The following is an 18,277-nucleotide window of genomic DNA, read 5'->3' as shown; positions in this document are numbered from 1 at the left end:
ATCATTAACGGGCTGAATTTACTCTAACATAAGGCGTTTGATATGAGGTTCGAGTAATCTAGCGATCATGAGGTATTGATCTTTATTAGGGTGTAAAAAATCCGTCATCACGTCACTTGTTAAGCGACCGTCTTCAGTTAAAAAATGCGGATTAATATCCAGATAAAAGACGCTGGTATTATCCGCGTAGGATTGAATAAGGGCATTAATGTCGTTGTTTAATCGTCGCATTCTTTGTGTCGGTTTTGCGCTCCGGGGAAATATGGCCAGCAGTAAAATCGTGATATTGGGAAGCCTTTCTTGCAAAGCATCCACTATTTTCTGGATGCCAAGCGCTGTTTCTTCTGCTGGATCTTGTCTGTGTCCTGTGTTGTTAGTGCCGATAGACAGTACCAACAATTTAGGACGAATTCCTTCCACCGCGCCATGTTCAAGACGCCACAATACGTGCTCGGTTCGGTCACCGTTAAACCCAAGGTTCAGTGCGTTACGAGGTCGATAAAATGTGTCCCATACGTTCATGCCATTTGTTTCCCACGCTTGGGTAATGGAATCCCCTAGAAAAACCAGGTCGACGGACTTCATTGAATCCTTCTGCTTCAGTTTCTCTTCATGACGCGGCAACCACCAGTCCGCATCTTGTGTTGACGGCGTTAAGGCTGGTGGCAGAGGGTTGGAGTGGATTAGCGTGATGTCAATGATCCTATAAGCACGTTAATACAGGCCATAACTGTACTGGGTCAGAGATATATGGATGTTTTCGGCTTCTGTTTTACGAATTAATAGTCCTACATTATTGAAGGATACCGCCATCGTACATAGACCAGTATATATACGTTCCTCTGCCGAGATATTGGTGTCATTACCCGAGTAAGACACTTGATCAATATTCAGCGAGTGACAACCAGAGTTTCGGGTGATTCCACCAAGAACAAAGGTGAATTGCTCAAAATCGATAGTGGGTATTTCAGGTACTTCAGACGTATTAATCACCATACTGAATTGACAACTGTTATCTTGAGGTAAGTTGGGGTTTTCTTCCAGTTCTGTCGTTACGATAAGGTTTTTGTAATAGCAATTAAACGCTTTTGGCAAATCGTTATAAAAGGTTTCAAGTTCTGCTTGAGAGTTGATTACTTTCGACCATGAGCTGGCACTATTGTGGTGAAGTCCATCGGGTAAATTCACTCTAGTATGTGAAAAAAAGTCGGTTGCACTGACCTGTGTGGATAACAATGTGCCTATTACTAGGGTGTTTAATAGGGTAAAACGTTTCATATTGACTCCTTGTATTCCTTATGCCGCTTAATTAAGACAGAATTTAGCTTTAAACTCAGACAATAAGTGCGCGATTGCGTCGGACCGAGGCGAGTTGCATTTTGAAAATGAACCTGTTGACCAACGATAACCATTGAACCACAAGCTTGTTTCTTCTAAAACCAAATCCTTATGAATAGGTGTTGAATGGTGAGTTCTTTTGATTGGAAACACAATGAGTTTGTATCATAAGACATAACGGATCGATACATCTCTTAATAGGAGGTTTTTTCTTCCTTCGAATAGGTTAATAGGAGCGGGTCTGGTTATGATAAAATCGTGGCATTCTGGTAAAAATTATGCGGTGAATAACGCTTGTCACGGCATGACTTACCGTACTACTGAAAAATAGGAATACATTAATGAGTCGTTACCGTCCTCCTTCTGCTCCCAAATCCGCTTATATCACCAAAGAGGGCGCCGATAAATTACTGTCTGAATTGAAGTATTTATGGAAAGAAAAACGTCCCCAAGTGACAGATTCCGTTAGAGAGGCCGCTGCTCAAGGCGATCGTTCAGAGAACGCAGAATACATTTACGGCAAAAAACAATTGCGAGAAATTGACCGACGTGTGCGTTATTTAGAAAAACGCTTAGAGGCTTGTACGGTAGTGGACCGTATACCGAATGACCGCAGTAAGGTGTTCTTTGGCGCTTGGATAACCCTTGAAGACGAACAAGAAAATAGCAAACGTTACCGCATAGTCGGTCCCGATGAGTTAGACCACCATCCCGACTACATCAGTATTGATTCACCTGTAGCCAGAGCATTGTTAAAAAAAGAAGAAGGAGAAGAGGTGTTGATTCGAGTCGAAGGCAAAGAGAAAATCTATTCATTAGAAGACATAGAGTATATTGAGTTGACGGTGTAGAGGGAATACCTTTGTTTAATAAGGTGTATTTTGGCATGGCTCAATGGCATCATCCTGATTGGGTGGGGTGGCTGTATTCTAATGGTTCTGGCCGTTCTACTCGACTGGAGGAGTATGCTCATTTTTTTAATAGTGTTGAAGTGGGGAGCAGTTTTTATACGGACTTAACCGATCACACCATTCGCCAGTGGTATGAGCAGGTGCCTGCCGATTTTCGCTTTTCATTTAAAATCCCCCAAACCGTAACCCATCATCTTAGTGAGCAAACAATCAAATCGAGCTGCAAAAAATTAAGTGAATTTTGTAAGCAATTGAGCGCTTTTGAAGACAAAGTTGGGGTGACTATGATGCAATTCCCTGCCACTGTTGGTCCTAACGACTTATCTTATATTAAGCGATTATGTGAGGTTTGGTCATTAAAGACGCCTTTATCGGTAGAGGTGAGGCATCAAGCCTTTTTTAATAAAAGTGAGGAAGAGTCCGCCTTTCTGCGAATGCTGTCAGACAAGAAAATGAACCGAGTTATTATGGACTCACGTCCGATATTCTCAACCGAGGCGTATTGTGGCAGTTTGGTTGAGGCGCAGTCGAAAAAGCCGAGAGTACCTTGTCATCCTATTGCCACATCAAGTCAGCCTGTTGTGCGCTTCATAGGGCATCCAGATCTACCCTTAAATGAGGTGTATTTAGAGCAATGGGCTCATAAGTTAGTACGCTGGATGAATTTGGGCCATTCGCCCTATGTTTTTGTTCATTCATCGGATAACGTTAAGGCTCCTATGTTAGCTCAAGTTCTCGAACAAAAAATGCTCGATTTGTTGCCAGAGTACTCGGCTCGTATCGCTTTACCTGCGCGGCCTGAGCAAGACTCTTTATTTTAATTTGGCGTCATTCGGTAAATGAGACACTTTATCTCCATTATTTTAGGAAGTGGTTATGTATTCTTTAGTTTTTAACGTCCCTGTATCTCATGTTGAGAGTGTAAAAAGCGCTATCTTTGCGGTGGGTGGTGGTTCTATGGACGGTTATGAAAATTGCTGTTGGCAAGTGCTTGGTGAGGGGCAGTTTAAGCCTGGGTCGTCAAGCAATCCCTTTTTAGGGACAATTGGTGAGATACATAAAGAGGAGGAGTATCGAGTTGAAATGGCGATTGCAAAAGATGTTAAAGATGAGTGCGTGCAAGCCTTGAAAAAGAGCCATCCCTATGAGGTTGTACCGTATTACCTTGTTGAAATTATTCTTTGATAGCGTTTTACTCTACAGGATAAATGGTGTCTTCGTGAAATTCAAAGGACCCATTCTTTAAGTCTTCCAAATAAAATTTAAGGGTTTTGCTAACACTGCTAAAGGCGATGTCATCCCATGGGATTTGATCATAATCAAAAAGTTCTACTTCTGAGCTCTCTTCCGTAGGGTGAAAATCGGCTTTTGGCAACCTTGCTAAATAGAATAAATGGATTTGATTAATGTGTGGGATGCTAATCATGCTAAAAGCCGGTCCGCAGATAGCGTCTGAGCCACTTTCTTCAAGGGTTTCTCTAAGTGCGCCCTCTTTGGTGGTCTCTTGATTCTCCATAAAACCAGCGGGTAATGTCCAATATCCTAACCTCGGTTCAATATTACGTTTGCACAAAAGTACTTTATTTTCAAAAATTGGGATGGTGCCTGTTATGACATTTGGATTGTCGTAGTCAATATGATGGCAGTTCGCGCAAACGGCTCTCTCTCTATTATCACCAGGAGGCGTTTGAAAACTAACTTGAGTACCGCATTTAGGACAAAAACGCATCTGATTACCTTCTGAGTCTTAATTTGGCGTATTTCACAACCTTGTCTTCTATTTCCAATATTTCAATTAAATAATTACCCACTTTTAACCCGATTGGATGTTCTGGAATTAATTCTAGGGTTTCAATAATCAAGCCATTGAGTGTTTTTGGTCCATCGGTAGGAAGGTGCCAATTTAACGTTTTGTTTATTTCTCTGATGTGAATTGTGCCTTCTATTCTAAAAGAACCATCTTCGAGCGTTTTTATTTCGTCTTCCTCGTTTTCCGTTGGAGGCGTGAACTCACCGACAATCTCTTCTAGTACGTCTTCTAGCGTGGCTATTCCTTGAACATCGCCATATTCATCGACGACCAATCCCATTTGCTGGTGGCCTTGCTGAAAATTCAATAGCACAGTATTTAAAGAAGTGCTTTCAGGAATAAAGTAGGGTTCTACCGTTGCTTTCAATAGGGCCGCTTTTGACGGGCTCTCTTCTCTTAAAAAAACGGCGGCGTGGCGAGCATGCAGAATACCGATTACCTTGTTTATTTCACCGCTGTATACAGGCATTCTGGTATGTCTTGACTGGCATATTTGCTCAATGATTTCTTCTATGTCGTCTTCAATATCAATACCGATTACTTCATTACGGGGAATCATAATGTCTTCGACTGATACTTTTTCAAGGTCCAATATGGAAATTAACATCTCTTGGTGGGCCGCGGGAATAAGACCACTTGCTTCGTTTACTATTGTTCTTAATTCTTCCGAGCTGATGTTGTCTTGGTTTCCTTGGTTCGCATGTACTCCCATTAACCTCAGTAGACCATTAGAAATCAGGTTAACAACGACAACTAAGGGATAAAGCAGTTTAAGCAGTATGTTGAGCACCCATGACGCTGGGAAGGCTATTCTTTCTGGGTGAATGGTGGCCAATGTTTTGGGGGTCACTTCTGCGAAAATAAGGATGATTAATGTAAGTGCCGCCGTTGCGATGGCAATGCCGGCATCGCCCCAAAGACGAACGGCGATAACGGTCGCAATGGCTGAAGCAAGGATGTTGACAAAATTATTGCCGATAAGAATGACTCCAATCAACCTATCGGGGCGTTCAAGTAACTGACTTACTTTTATTGCAGAGCGATTTTTATTCTTCGCTAGGTGTTTTAGACGGTATTTATTGACCGATAGCATTCCTGTCTCTGAACTGGAGAAGAACGCGGAAAATATAATAAGACAAAACAGTATTCCACCAAGAATACTTAAGGGGACATCGTTCAAAAAAATTAGACCTTATAGAATTAAGAATGTTGATTATTAGTCGTTTCAAAGCATGCTGTCAAACACTGACAAGAACTAATTTTACTATCTTGCTAAAAATTGTAAAACGATTGAGCTACCAAAGTAACCAAGCATGAGTAATATGAAGCCACCAAGAGTGAGTTTCACTGCGTGTTGACCTCGCCATCCAATAAAATGATGGCCTGCGAGTAAACCTGCAAACACCCCCCATGAAGCGATGGTGAAGACTGTTTTGTGAACCAGTTTTTGGGCAAATATATCGTCTATGAAATAGACCCCGGTAACGATGGTGATAGTCAGTAGAATAAAAGCGGCCCAAATAAACTCAAACATCAGGTCTTCTAATACTTGCAATGGTGGAACTCGTAACAGTTGTCTTAGGTGATGGTGCTTTAATTGGTATTCTTGTAATGCCAGAAGTATGGATATACCACAGGCGGCGGTAAATAAACTATACGCTACCGCCGCAATCAAAATATGTATGGATGTGCCAAGCGATTGGCTATGTAAAGAGCGTAAGTGCCATGGTTCAATTGCATTAAGGATTAACATTAGCGCGGACAATGGAAAAGCAAATGTGAGCAATAACGAAAGATCTTTATTTCGATTGCTAAACCAAAGCAGTAAACTGCCTATTATGGCAATTAAAGATCCAATGGTTAGAAAGTCAAATCCATCCTTTGAATTAAAAAGCAGCACTAGCGCAATACCGCTAATGGTAATAGTAGCGGCGCCAATAAGTTGAGTGGCCTTGTTTGATGGACGGTAAAAATAGCTCGCGCCAGCAAAAAGGGAGAATAAACTTGCTATCCAAAGTGTGGTCTGAGTCATGAATCTCAATAGTCCATTTAGTAAAGGTATAGGGTGATAATAATTTATCCGCTATAATAGGGGCAATTCAACATTGGATAAACCGTGATCTCGGTTTTTTTCCGTATAGAACACATTTTTTTGGGGCTGTTATGTTTGATAATTTATCTGATCGCTTAACCTCGTCTTTGGATCGAATCCGAGGGCGAGCTAAATTAACAGAAGACAATATACAAGAAGTATTGCGTGAAGTCCGTATGGCATTGCTTGAGGCCGATGTGGCTCTGCCAGTTGTAAAAGACTTTATTGGGAGTGTAAAAGAGCGGGCTATCGGTACAGAAGTCAGTAAAAGCCTGAGTCCTGGACAAGTATTCTTGAAAATTGTCAGACAAGAGCTTGAAAAGGTAATGGGGGAGGCGAACGATGAATTGAATCTGCGAGCGGCTTCTCCTGCCGTGATTTTACTTGCAGGTTTACAAGGGGCCGGTAAAACGACTTCGGCGGCAAAATTGGCTCGATTCTTAAAAGAGCGTCAAAAAAAGTCGGTCTCGGTTGTCAGTGCGGATGTTTATCGTCCTGCGGCAATAAAGCAACTTGAAACCTTAGCGAATGAAGTCGGGGTGGGTTTCGTTCCCAGTGATATTTCGCAAAAACCTATTGATATTGTCAATAATGCCATTGATGTGGCAAAAAAATCTCATAAAGACGTATTGATTGTTGATACGGCTGGTCGTTTAGCCATTGATGAAGACATGATGTCTGAGATTAAAGCGCTTCACGCGGCGATTAATCCGGTTGAGACCTTGTTTGTGGTGGATGCCATGACAGGTCAAGATGCGGCGAATACGGCCAAAGCTTTTGGTGATGTTTTGCCTCTTACCGGTGTCATCCTAACGAAAACGGATGGTGATGCCCGTGGCGGTGCCGCTTTGTCTGTTCGTCATATTACTGGTAAGCCAATTAAGTTTTTAGGTGTAGGTGAAAAAACCACAGCGTTAGAGCCTTTCCATCCTGATCGTTTAGCTTCACGTATTCTCGGTATGGGGGACATGCTTTCATTGATCGAGGAGGCTGAGCAGAAAATCGATAAAGACAAAGCGCAAAAATTGGCCGGCAAACTGCAGAAAGGCAAAGGCTTTGATCTAGAAGATTTTAAAGAACAATTGCAACAAATGAAAAATATGGGTGGCATGGGGGCTATGTTAGATAAGCTTCCTGGTATGGGTGGTCAGATGGCCAACATCCAAGATAAAGTAAACGATAAAATGTTTATTCAGATGGAATCACTGATTAATTCAATGACTCCAGCAGAGCGTCGCAATCCCGATGTTATTAATGGGTCGCGTAAAAAACGAATATCTGCTGGTGCAGGTTTGCAGATACAAGACGTCAATCGCTTGTTGAAACAGCATAAGCAAATGCAGAAAATGATGAAGAAATTCAGTTCCAAATCGGGTATGAAAAAGATGATGCGCGGTTTGGGTGGAATGATGCCAGGTGGTGGTGGATTCCCAAAAATGTAAATTTGAGTGCTTTGTTTGTCGCTTAAATGCGCAATGTAGACTTTAATTTTGGAAAATTGTTGGAAAAAACAGCAGAAGTAGTGAAACTTCGCTTTTGTTTTTTCTTTATATCAACTAGAATATGCCGCCTTCTTGATCTATGGCTCAAATTTGCCGATGCAAGAGGTGTTTCGTTAAGCAATAAGGAACCAATAATATGGTAACTATTCGTCTTTCTCGTGGAGGCTCTAAAAAGCGTCCTTTCTATCACTTGAACGTGGCTGATAGCCGTTGTGCTCGTGATGGTCGTTATATCGAGCGTCTTGGTTTCTTTAACCCAGTTGCTCGTGGTCAAGAAGAACGTTTACGCATCGATTTAGATCGCGTTAACCATTGGGTATCTCAAGGTGCTCAACTGTCTGACCGTGTTGCTCAGCTTGTAAAAGATGCTAGCAAAAACGTTTAATTATTGAGGTAGGTATGTCTAAAGATAAACAAGCCGCTCCAGGGCAACCGCTTGTTGTTGGACGCATCACTTCGGTTTTTGGCGTGAAAGGGTGGGTGAAGTTATATTCACACACCGACCCAATGCAGGGGATCTTTGATTACCCAAATTGGTGGTTGAAAACCGCTAGCGGTTGGAAATCGATTGAATTGAACCAAGGTCGTCTTCAAGGGCGAGGCTTGGTGGCAGCGGTTAAAGGTTATAACGATAGAGATCTTGTAAAAGAAATCTGCGGTATGGACGTTTATATCGATGCAAGCAATCTACCAGATCTTGACGATGGTGATTATTACTGGAGTCAATTGGAAGGATTGAAGGTCATCACCAAAGAGGGTGTCCTCTTAGGTAAAGTTTTTCAGATGATGGAAACAGGTGCGAATGATGTGCTTGTTGTTCGAGCTTGTGAAGGCAGTTTTGATCGCGAAGAGCGCTTGCTTCCTTACGTACCTGATCAATATGTTTTAAGCGTTAACTTAGAGCAGCAAGAGATGGTTGTAGATTGGGATCCAGAGTTTTAACGATTATTTTTGTAAAGGGTTAAATGTGCGGGTAAGTGTTGTTTCACTGTTTCCTGAAATGTTTCAAGCTATTACCCAATATGGTGTAACAGGGAGAGCCGTTAAGTCAGGTTTGGTTGAAATAGACTTTTTAAATCCTCGTGACTTTACTCATGACAAGCATAAGACCGTTGATGATCGACCTTATGGTGGTGGTCCAGGGATGTTGATGAAAGTTCAACCCCTAAATGATGCAATTGAAGTGGCTCGTAAAAAGTTACCCAATGCAAAAGTTATTTTTCTGTCCCCTCAAGGGCGCACACTCACGCAGGAAGGTGTGCAATGTCTTGCTAAACAAGCAGAATTAATTCTGGTAGCTGGACGTTATGAAGGCGTTGATGAGCGTTTGATTCAATCTCAGGTTGATGAAGAGTGGTCTATTGGCGACTTTGTGTTAAGTGGTGGCGAGTTGCCGGCAATGGTTCTGATGGATTCTGTGTTTCGTATGATTCCAGATGTATTGGGGCACAAAGCATCCGCAGAGGAAGATTCGTTTTCTGATGGGTTGTTAGATTGTCCGCACTATACTCGACCGGAAGTATTAAATGAGACGCCTGTGCCGTCTGTACTACTTAGCGGGAACCATGAGGAGATTAGACGTTGGCGTTTAAAGCAAAAGCTCGGAAGAACTTTGCTACGCCGGCCAGACCTCTTGCAAGACCTTGAGTTGGACAAGGAACAGCAAGAGTTGTTGAAAGAGTTTATTCACGAAACTGAAGATTCAACCTCGGCAGAGTAGGAATTGTGAACTTATCAGAGTGGAAGATATTTCTTCCACTTGGTAAGAAACCAAATCATTGGGAGTCAAATCCATGAGCAGCAAAACATTAATTATTCAGCAGCTTGAAGCTGAACAAATGACAAAAGAAATCCCGGCCTTCGGACCTGGTGACACTGTTGTTGTTCAAGTTAAAGTTAAAGAAGGTACGCGTGAGCGTCTACAGGCCTACGAAGGTGTTGTAATCGCGAAACGTAACCGTGGTCTTAACTCGGCTTTCACTGTTCGTAAAATTTCGAACGGTGTTGGTGTTGAGCGTTCTTTCCAGACTTACAGCCCATTGGTTGACAGCATTGCTGTTAAGCGTCGTGGTGATGTTCGTCAAGCGAAAATCTACTATCTTCGCGATCGTTCTGGTAAATCAGCTCGTATCAAAGAGAAGTTGGCAAAACGCTAAGATTAAGATCTTATCTGAAAAAAGGCAGCCTCGGCTGTCTTTTTTTATGTCTGTCAATAGGGCGGTCAGCGTCATTAATTGCTTTGCGCCCTATAAGACAATGTGTTTATTAATAGATGTTAGCGTTTCTTTTTTTGGCGCAATAAGGGCGTTTAATCTTTTGGCTCTTTTATGATTTCAATTAGATCCTGATATATTTCAAAAATATCACTGGCGTAACCAAGTGCTCTATGTTCATCTATTTTAGCCAGGGGATACGCTTTGTTTTGATCCCAGCCATCAGTATCTCTTTCTACTTTTTCCTTTAAAAGAGTAAACTTGTTAGCAATCTCTTTTAATTCATCAAGCTGAAAATCTTTTGTTTTGATGGCGTTAAGGCCAGTAAAATACGCACAGTTGACTCTATAGTTAATAACTCCTGAGTGCGTTGCCAAGATTTCAACCGCGTTATTAAATCTGAAAAATAATTTTCTTGCAGCCGCTAACTCTAAACTCCGATTTTCCATACTAAAAGACCTTTTAAATAAAAATGATTAAGCAAAAACGATTAAGCAAAAGCAATGTTATACTTTAGTAGATTAACTGGATTAAGTACACACCAAAAGAGGGTGATTAATGCGCCTCTTTTCCGTTTTTCCTACTAATTATTATAATTTCAATTTCATTTAAACTTAAGTGACTTTTTCGCTGGTTTCATTTTTTAGTTCAATGTTGATTGTAGTCGTGAAGCTAGGCGGAATGGTTACAACGGTGAGTAACGTATCGGTTCGCTCGCTTATCTGTTTTGTATTGTTCTCAATGAATCATTTTCTCATTATTTTTGTGCTTATAAAATTATATAAATCAGCTTAGTTGGCCTTTTTTATGGAACTTACTTCTTATTTTATGGCCTAATGATACCTAACTTTTGTTTTAAAATAGGACGTTTATGAAATACCTAATCTCAAAAGCATACTCGATGCTTATTTTGGGCGCGGCTGTCGTGTCCACTTCTGTATTTTCTGCGCCAGAAGATCTTGTTCGTTCCTCTATTCAAGCGGCAATACCTCAATACGCTATTCAATCGATTGAATTGCACAAAGGCACGGGGTTATATGTTGTTTCTTTGGATGGCGGCCCTGTGTTGCATGTGAGCGCCGACGGTAAGTCTTTTATTGCTGGAGATGTTTACCGTATTGAAAGTGATGGTATTACCAATGAAACTGAATTAGCACAGTTGCAACAGGTTGAGAGTATGCCACTTGATAACATGGTGGTTTATGCGGCTAAAGGTGAAGAAAAAGCGCATATTTCCGTTTTTACCGATGTGGATTGTGGGTATTGCCGTATGCTGCATAAAGAGGTGCCTAAGTTAAATGAGATGGGCATTACTGTTCGTTATTTAGGTTTTCCTCGTGCTGGTACTGGCTCTGAAGCGCACGCAAAATTGGTTAGCATTTGGTGTTCTGATGATCCGCAGAAGTGGATGACAGAAGCCAAGCTTGGAAAAGTGGTCCCTCAATCCAATTGCACTAATCCAGTCGCTCAGCAATATCAGCTAGGTAAAGCGGTTGGGGTTCGTGGAACACCAAGTATTATATTAAACAATGGCAAGTTTATTCCGGGTTATTTGCCGGCCGATGAACTGGCTAAAGAGCTTGGTTTATAAATAAAGCTTAAAATAATCTAATAAGTTGGCTTTATCAGGGTAACTCGGCTTTAGGTTTTGACTTTACTGACGGTATAATGTTTTTAATCAATTTGTTTGAGATTCAATCAATTTGAATTATTTTTTATGAATTTCTGTGGGGTACTATTTTGAAACCGGTAAAAGTCGGCATTTGTGGGTTAGGAACTGTAGGTTCTGGTAGCTTTAATATCCTTCGAAATAACGCGGAAGAAATTACACGTCGCGTTGGTCGTAGTATTGTTATTGAGCAAGTGGGTGCTCGTCGTGATAATGATATGTGTGACTTAACGGGTGTCGATGTGACTCGCGACATTTTTGATGTGGTTGCTAATCCTGAAATTGACATTGTGATTGAACTAATTGGCGGCACAACAATGGCCAAAGAGTTAGTATTGCAAGCCATTGAAAATGGGAAACATGTTGTTACGGCAAACAAAGCTTTAATTGCGGTTCACGGCAATGAAATTTTTGCTAGAGCGCAAGAAAAAGGGGTCATGGTTGCGTTTGAAGCCGCCGTTGCCGGTGGTATCCCAATTATTAAAACATTAAGAGAAGGCTTGTCGGCGAACCGTATTGATTGGTTGGCTGGTATTATTAACGGTACTGGCAACTTTATCATGACCGAAATGAGTGAAAAAAATCGCCCATTTTCTGATGTGTTAGCCGAAGCTCAAGCGTTAGGTTATGCTGAAGCCGACCCTACTTTTGATGTTGAAGGTATTGATGCGGCGCACAAGTTAACAATATTGGCTTCTATTGCGTTCGGTATTCCGCTTCAGTTCGAAAAAACCTATACCGAGGGTATTAGCAACATTACCGCTGAAGATGTTGGTTTTGCAAATGATCTTGGCTATAGCATAAAACACTTAGGTATTTCTCGTCGTACAGAGCAGGGAATTGAATTACGCGTGCACCCAACGTTGATCTCTAAGAAGCAATTGTTAGCCAATGTGAATGGGGTAATGAACGCTGTTATGGTTAAAGGAGATGCTGTGGGTCCAACATTAACTTATGGCGCAGGCGCAGGCGGTTTGCCAACGGGTTCATCTGTTGTGGCTGATGTGATCGATGTGGCAAGAACGTTAACGGCTGACCCTGACAATCGTGTGCCTCATTTGGCATTCCAAGCAAATTCCTTGTCTGATCTACAGGTGCTGTCTGTTGAAGAAATAGAAAGTGGCTACTTTTTAAATATGAGTATTGAAGATAAGGCCGGTGTATTGGCTAATATTACTCAAATTTTATCTAAGAATGGTATCAGTATTGAGTCTTTGATTCAGCGAGAACGAGAAGGTAGTGACTTGGTTCCTCTGGTCGTGATGACCCACATTGTGAAGGAACGCAATATGAACGCCGCGATTTCTGAAATTGAAGCTTTATCTGAAATATCAGGTAAAGTACAACGTATTCGTGTAGAGCATTTAGTGTAGGAAACGGTTATGAAATATATTTCTACTAGAGGAAAAGCGCCAGCGCTTTCTTTTGGCGATGTATTATTGGCAGGATTGGCGAGTGATGGTGGGTTATATGTGCCCGAAACACTGCCAACCTTCTCTCGAGAGGAAATTGCTTCTTGGTCTGGACTAAGCTATCAGGAATTAGCATTCAATATAATGTACCCATTTGTTGAAGGTGATATTCCAGCGGATGCATTTAAAGAGATGATTAACGATGCTTACTCAGGCTTCAATCATTCCTCTATTGCACCAATGGTGCAAACCGATACAAATGAATGGATCCTTGAGTTGTTTCGTGGTCCGACACTAGCATTTAAAGATTTTGCTCTGCAGTTGCTCGGTCGCTTGATGGATTATGTGCTGACAAAACGCCAAGAAAAATTGGTGATTTTAGGCGCCACATCGGGTGACACCGGGTCAGCCGCTATTGAAGGGTGTCGCCATTCTGATCATTTGAAAATTTTTATTCTTCATCCTTATGAAAGAGTATCGGAAGTTCAGCGACGTCAGATGACGACGATCATTGATGACAATGTTTTCAATATGGCCGTTAAAGGTAATTTTGATGATTGCCAAGGTATGGTTAAAAACAGTTTCGCCGATCAGTCCTTTTTACAGGGCGCTAAGCTTGGTGCTGTGAATTCGATTAACTGGGCTCGCATTATGGCTCAAATCGTTTACTACTTTTCCTCTGCTCTTTCTGTTGGTGCGCCGGATCGAAAGGTTTCTTTTTCTGTGCCGACAGGGAATTTTGGCGATATTTTTGCGGGTTATCTGGCGAAAAAGATGGGATTGCCCATTGATCAGCTTGTGGTTGCAACGAATCAAAATGACATTCTTCATCGTGTGATTTCAGAAAATGACATGAGTCGTCAATCGCTGAATGTTACCTTGTCCCCTAGTATGGATATTATGGTTTCGAGTAACTTTGAGCGATTATTGTTTGATGCTCATGGCCGTGATGGTGCTGAAATTGATGATTTGATGACACGATTTAATGCCGGTGACGTTTCTCTGAATGATGACGCTTGGTCGTTTGTTAAGCGTCATTTTGATAGTTACAAAGTGGATGACAGCCGTACATGTGATGTGATTAAACAAGTATTCGATGACACTCAATACTTGCTAGATCCGCACACGGCGATCGGTTTAGATGCGGCTCGTGCTTGTTGGAAAGATAAATCCATTCCTATGATTACCTTGGCGACCGCACACCCAGTGAAATTCCCTGAAGCGGTCGAAAAGGCTGGATGTGTGTCTCCAGTTCTGCCTGATCACATGAAAGACTTGTTCGAAAGAGAAGAGTCTTATGATGTGCTTGATAATGATTTGAAAGCGGTTCAAAACTTTGTTACAGCAAAGCTGTAGATCAAAGCGATAAACGGCTCACGCTCTGCCAAACGGCAAGTTACCGACAAAGTAACTTGCCGTTTGTTTTTTTATGGCTAGAGTCGTGTGTAGACTGGATAAAAAGTGTCATTTTAGATGAGAAACGTAGTTTGAATATTGTTCTATTTGATAATGAGCAAAGAGTTAATGATGAACTTGTGCGATTAACTTCAAGGCAGTCAAAACATATCCATGAGGTTATTAAAATGCAAGCCGGTGAGCGCATACGAATGGGGTTGCTCAATGGGAAAATGGGCTATGGAGAATATTTAGGTCATGAAGCGGCTGCTATTCGGATCTTATCATTAAATCAAGACCCGCCTAAGCCAATTCCTTTAACCCTAGTGTTAGCCTTACCTCGTCCAAATATGTTGAAAAGAACCTTGTTGAACGTAACCAGTATGGGGGTTAAGGATATTGTGATTGTCAATTCAGCGAAAGTAGAAAAAAGTTATTGGCAATCTCCCGTTTTAGCTTATGAAAACTTACAAGAAATTTTAAGAGAAGGTTTGGAGCAAGCTAAAGATACTTTGCTGCCTTCTTTGCAATTGATGCCACGCTTCAAACCATTTGTAGAAGATATGATTCCACAAATGGTGGTTGGCAAACGCTGTTTGTTAGCTCACCCTTATAATGCAAATGTTTGTCCTGTTGCTTTGACAGAGAGCTCTGTACTCGCTATTGGTCCAGAAGGCGGGTGGAATGAATTTGAAGTTGATAAGTGGAGTGAAGCAGGCTTTGATCAAGTTCATCTAGGCGATCGGATTTTAAAAGTAGAAACGGTTGTGCCAACCCTTTTAGCTCGACTTTATCCTGCAGGGCTCTAGTTTCGTTTTTTGATACGGCGATATAAGTCGTAAGCGGAGAAAATAAAAAAAGTGGAGCCTAAAAGAAGGTCTATAAGGCTTTCATTGTGGATACCAAGGCTGATCAGAAATAAACCGAGAGCCGTAAATAGTGTTTTTAATACCATAAGAGTTGGATAGAATAAGTGCCAATAAAAAAACCCGCAAGTCGAAATAAATCTCGAAATACGGGCTAGAGGTATACACAGGAAACTACAATCTAAACTGCAGACTCTGCGTAGGACATCCAAGTTAAAGCTCTCGAGAGCTTTTGTCAAATTAATCACGTTTTTTTGGCCAGTTTTATGCGTTGTAATCGTAGAGTAGTGTTGTCGTATCTTGCTTTAGATTTCATCCTTAGGGCCTTAGGCGGTAAAAATAATGAAGAAACACATTAAGCGGCGCCAAAGTGAGTCATCATTTGTCGCATTCTCAACGCAATACCCGCTTACTCTGCAAAGGATTTTGTATTCCCGAGGTGTCAGGTCAGATGAGGAGCTAGGTTATCGTCTGCAGTCGTTGTTACGACCTGAGCCTCTTAAAGGGGTGGCGGCGGCGGCGGGTATTCTGGCAGATGCAATTGAAGCGGGTGAACGCATTCTCATTGTTGGAGATTTTGATGCGGATGGCGCAACCAGTACCGCACTTGGGATTCTTGCTCTGGAGGCAATGGGAGCGATTGACCCTGACTACTTAGTGCCAAATCGATTTGAGTTCGGTTATGGGTTGACGCCTGAAATAGTGGCCGTGGCGGCTCAGCGTCAACCGGACGTTTTAATGACGGTGGATAACGGCATCTCCAGCATGGACGGGGTGGCTATGGCGAAATCGTTAGGTATGAAAGTCGTCGTCACGGACCACCACCTACCTGGCGATGATATTCCCGATGCCGATGCCATTGTTAACCCCAATCAAGTTGGTTGTGATTTTGTTAGTAAAGCAATGGCGGGTGTGGGTGTTGTTTTTTATTTGATGAGTATGTTGAGGGCGGAGTTGAGTGCTCGACAATGGTTTAGTTCCCAACATATTAAAGAGCCAAAAATGGCTGATTATTTGGACTTAGTTGCTTTGGGAACGGTGGCGGATGTTGTGCCGTTAGATGCCAACAACAGAGTTCTTGTTTATCAAGGTATCCAAAGGATTAAAGCCGGTTTTGCGCGACCTGGTATTTTAGAATTGTTGACGATTGGTGGGAGAGATTACACGCAAATTAAAGCGTCCGATCTTGGTTTTGTAGTGGGCCCAAGGTTGAATGCAGCAGGGCGCTTGGACGACATGTCAATTGGTATCGAGTGTTTATTAAGTGAAAGTACTATTCAATCAAAAACGATTGCGCAAAAGTTAGATCAATTAAACCGCGAGCGTAAAAGTATTGAATCGGATATGAAGTCACAAGCGGAATTTATTCTCCAAGATCTTTTAGAAGAAACGAATCTCCCAAATGGCGTCTGTTTTTATGATGAAGAATGGCATCAGGGTGTCATAGGAATTCTTGCTTCACGGATGAAAGATAAGTGTTACCGCCCCGTTATTGCCTTTGCTAAAGCCGATAATGGCATTATTAAGGGCTCTGCTCGCTCTATTCCAGGATTGCATATTCGGGATGCTTTAGACGTTATTGCAAAACGTTCTCCTGATCTATTAAGTAAGTTTGGGGGGCATGCGATGGCTGCAGGGATGAGTATAAAAGAAGACGATTATCCACGATTTTCGAAAGCTTTTAATGACGTTGTCACAGAACGTGTAAGTGAAGATTTACTGGAAGCTCGTATTGTAACGGATGGTCATTTAGCGCCGGAAGATTTTAGTTTAAGTTTTGCGGAATTAATTCGCCGCAGTGGGCCTTGGGGACAGAATTTCCCAGAGCCAGTGTTCGACGGTGAATTTGACATTCTACAGCAGAGAATTGTAGGCGAGAAACATTTAAAACTGTTAATCAAAGAGCCTAAATCGGAGCTTTTATTAGACGCGATAGCCTTCTTTATCGATTTACAAGAGTGGCCGAATACGGCTCATAGAGCCCGGTTAGTGTATAAACTGGAAATTAATGAGTTTCGAGGTCAAAGGAATTTGCAATTATTAGTGGATTATATTGAGGCAATTAAGTGACAGTGGCTGCGGTTGTGGGGATATTTACGCTATAATGTCCATCCCTCATTCATCCACCTTATTTTTTGCAGGAGTTATATTGTCATGACTGCACTGGTTCTTGATGGCAAGCGTTGTGCCGCCGAAACTGAAACGCGTTTGAAAGCACAAGTTGCTGAGTTGAAAAGTCGTACTGGCGGAACCCCAATTCTGGCGACTATACTTGTAGGTGGCGATCCAGCTTCTGCAACATACGTTAAAATGAAGGGCAATGCTTGCCGTCGCGTTGGTATGGACTCCATGGCAATTGAATTGCCTGAGCACACTACGACGGATGAGTTATTGTCTCAAATCGAAGCGTTAAACAGTAACCCTGATGTTCATGGTATCTTGCTACAACATCCCGTTCCGCCACAAATTGATGAGCGTGAATGTTTTGACGCGATTGCCGCCCATAAAGACGTAGATGGTGTCACTTGCTTAGGTTTTGGTCGTATGGCAATGCAAGAGCCTGCTTATGGAGCCGCTACACCGGCCGGCATAATGCGCTTGCTGGAAAACTATGACATTGACTTGGAAGGCAAGCATGTCGTTGTTGTCGGACGTAGCCCAATTTTAGGTAAGCCAATGGCGATGATGATGTTGAACGCGAATGCAACGGTAACGATTTGTCATTCACGCACTAAAAACTTACCTGAGCTGGTTAAGCAAGCCGATGTTGTTGTTGGCGCTGTTGGTCGACCTGAGCTCATTAAAGCCGAGTGGATCAAGGATGGCGCGGTTGTTGTTGATGCGGGCTACCACCCTGGAGGCATCGGTGATATTGAGCTTGCTCCTCTAGTTGATAGAGCCTCGGCGTATACTCCCGTTCCTGGTGGTGTGGGTCCGATGACGATTAATACCCTGATTCTGCAAACATTGGAATCGGGTCTAAAACATCTGAGCTAGCGTCTTTTGCTTAGCGAATAAAACAAAAGCCGCTATTACTGCGGCTTTTCACTTTCTATTTTATTTTGAAAC

The 18,277-nt window shown here is 42.1% G+C and carries 20 protein-coding genes; 14 read left to right on the top strand and 6 right to left on the bottom strand.

The annotated features are described in order from the left end of the window. Positions 1–18: 18 nt before the first annotated feature. Positions 19–585, bottom strand: a complete 567-nt coding sequence (locus IEZ33_RS17760; RefSeq protein WP_191601334.1) for a GDSL-type esterase/lipase family protein — start codon at positions 583–585, stop codon at positions 19–21. Between the two features lie 129 nt (positions 586–714). Beyond that, entirely contained in the window at positions 715–1,278 is a 564-nt protein-coding gene (locus tag IEZ33_RS17755; RefSeq protein ID WP_191601333.1) for a hypothetical protein, read from the bottom strand. 401 nt (positions 1,279–1,679) lie between these two features. Between IEZ33_RS17755 and greB the strand changes: the two genes are divergently transcribed. Genes greB through IEZ33_RS17740 form a run of 3 tightly spaced genes read left to right on the top strand, consistent with a single transcriptional unit; the run spans position 1,680 to position 3,434 of the window. Next, positions 1,680–2,189: a transcription elongation factor GreB gene (gene greB, locus IEZ33_RS17750; protein WP_191601332.1), complete on the top strand. Its 510-nt coding sequence runs from the start codon at positions 1,680–1,682 to the stop codon at positions 2,187–2,189. Positions 2,190–2,224: 35 nt separating this feature from the next. Continuing rightward, positions 2,225–3,070 carry a DUF72 domain-containing protein gene (locus IEZ33_RS17745; RefSeq protein ID WP_191601331.1) on the top strand — a complete coding sequence of 282 codons (846 nt, stop codon included), beginning with the start codon at positions 2,225–2,227 and terminating at the stop codon, positions 3,068–3,070. Positions 3,071–3,125: 55 nt separating this feature from the next. Next, positions 3,126–3,434 (top strand): YqfO family protein, encoded by a 309-nt coding sequence (locus IEZ33_RS17740; RefSeq protein ID WP_191601330.1) that lies wholly within the window; start codon positions 3,126–3,128, stop codon positions 3,432–3,434. Between the two features lie 7 nt (positions 3,435–3,441). Here the strand turns inward: IEZ33_RS17740 and IEZ33_RS17735 are convergent, their stop codons facing one another. The 3 genes from IEZ33_RS17735 to IEZ33_RS17725 form a co-directional block, all read right to left on the bottom strand. Continuing rightward, the gene (locus IEZ33_RS17735) at positions 3,442–3,978 is read right to left on the bottom strand and encodes an NUDIX hydrolase (protein WP_191601329.1); all 537 of its coding nucleotides are present in this window, start codon (positions 3,976–3,978) and stop codon (positions 3,442–3,444) included. A gap of 4 nt (positions 3,979–3,982) precedes the next feature. Next, entirely contained in the window at positions 3,983–5,239 is a 1,257-nt protein-coding gene (locus IEZ33_RS17730) for an HlyC/CorC family transporter (protein ID WP_191601328.1), read from the bottom strand. A gap of 84 nt (positions 5,240–5,323) precedes the next feature. Beyond that, positions 5,324–6,091: a cytochrome C assembly family protein gene (locus tag IEZ33_RS17725; RefSeq protein ID WP_191601327.1), complete on the bottom strand. Its 768-nt coding sequence runs from the start codon at positions 6,089–6,091 to the stop codon at positions 5,324–5,326. Positions 6,092–6,222: 131 nt separating this feature from the next. Here IEZ33_RS17725 and ffh point away from each other — a divergent pair, with 131 nt between their 5' ends. From ffh to rplS, 5 genes are all read left to right on the top strand, one after another. Beyond that, positions 6,223–7,593, top strand: a complete 1,371-nt coding sequence (gene ffh, locus IEZ33_RS17720) for a signal recognition particle protein (protein ID WP_191601326.1) — start codon at positions 6,223–6,225, stop codon at positions 7,591–7,593. 196 nt (positions 7,594–7,789) lie between these two features. After that, the gene (gene rpsP / locus IEZ33_RS17715) at positions 7,790–8,038 is read left to right on the top strand and encodes a 30S ribosomal protein S16 (protein ID WP_191601325.1); all 249 of its coding nucleotides are present in this window, start codon (positions 7,790–7,792) and stop codon (positions 8,036–8,038) included. A gap of 14 nt (positions 8,039–8,052) precedes the next feature. Then, the gene (gene rimM / locus IEZ33_RS17710; RefSeq protein WP_191601324.1) at positions 8,053–8,595 is read left to right on the top strand and encodes a ribosome maturation factor RimM; all 543 of its coding nucleotides are present in this window, start codon (positions 8,053–8,055) and stop codon (positions 8,593–8,595) included. Between the two features lie 25 nt (positions 8,596–8,620). Beyond that, on the top strand, positions 8,621–9,373 hold the full coding sequence (gene trmD, locus IEZ33_RS17705) for a tRNA (guanosine(37)-N1)-methyltransferase TrmD (RefSeq protein ID WP_191601323.1): 753 nt from the start codon (positions 8,621–8,623) through the stop codon (positions 9,371–9,373). A gap of 73 nt (positions 9,374–9,446) precedes the next feature. After that, positions 9,447–9,809, top strand: a complete 363-nt coding sequence (gene rplS / locus IEZ33_RS17700; protein WP_191601322.1) for a 50S ribosomal protein L19 — start codon at positions 9,447–9,449, stop codon at positions 9,807–9,809. 152 nt (positions 9,810–9,961) lie between these two features. Here the strand turns inward: rplS and IEZ33_RS17695 are convergent, their stop codons facing one another. Then, a complete protein-coding gene (locus IEZ33_RS17695; RefSeq protein WP_191601321.1) occupies positions 9,962–10,315 on the bottom strand; it encodes a hypothetical protein in 354 nt (117 codons plus the stop codon). Between the two features lie 422 nt (positions 10,316–10,737). Here IEZ33_RS17695 and IEZ33_RS17690 point away from each other — a divergent pair, with 422 nt between their 5' ends. The 6 genes from IEZ33_RS17690 (at position 10,738) to folD (ending at position 18,205) form a co-directional block, all read left to right on the top strand. Then, positions 10,738–11,457: a thioredoxin fold domain-containing protein gene (locus tag IEZ33_RS17690; RefSeq protein ID WP_191601320.1), complete on the top strand. Its 720-nt coding sequence runs from the start codon at positions 10,738–10,740 to the stop codon at positions 11,455–11,457. 149 nt (positions 11,458–11,606) lie between these two features. After that, the gene (locus IEZ33_RS17685) at positions 11,607–12,908 is read left to right on the top strand and encodes a homoserine dehydrogenase (protein ID WP_191601319.1); all 1,302 of its coding nucleotides are present in this window, start codon (positions 11,607–11,609) and stop codon (positions 12,906–12,908) included. A gap of 9 nt (positions 12,909–12,917) precedes the next feature. Continuing rightward, positions 12,918–14,303, top strand: a complete 1,386-nt coding sequence (thrC, locus tag IEZ33_RS17680) for a threonine synthase (RefSeq protein WP_191601318.1) — start codon at positions 12,918–12,920, stop codon at positions 14,301–14,303. Positions 14,304–14,434: 131 nt separating this feature from the next. Continuing rightward, a complete protein-coding gene (locus IEZ33_RS17675) occupies positions 14,435–15,151 on the top strand; it encodes a 16S rRNA (uracil(1498)-N(3))-methyltransferase (RefSeq protein ID WP_191601317.1) in 717 nt (238 codons plus the stop codon). Positions 15,152–15,550: 399 nt separating this feature from the next. Continuing rightward, complete coding sequence (gene recJ / locus IEZ33_RS17670) at positions 15,551–17,278, top strand: single-stranded-DNA-specific exonuclease RecJ (protein WP_191601316.1); 1,728 nt, start codon at positions 15,551–15,553, stop codon at positions 17,276–17,278. 84 nt (positions 17,279–17,362) lie between these two features. Next, positions 17,363–18,205 carry a bifunctional methylenetetrahydrofolate dehydrogenase/methenyltetrahydrofolate cyclohydrolase FolD gene (gene folD / locus IEZ33_RS17665; RefSeq protein ID WP_191601315.1) on the top strand — a complete coding sequence of 281 codons (843 nt, stop codon included), beginning with the start codon at positions 17,363–17,365 and terminating at the stop codon, positions 18,203–18,205. Positions 18,206–18,277 lie beyond the last annotated feature (72 nt).

The sequence above is a fragment of the Marinomonas algicola genome (assembly GCF_014805825.1).
Classification (GTDB): domain Bacteria; phylum Pseudomonadota; class Gammaproteobacteria; order Pseudomonadales; family Marinomonadaceae; genus Marinomonas; species Marinomonas algicola.
This window is presented reverse-complemented; position numbering and strand designations above follow the sequence as displayed.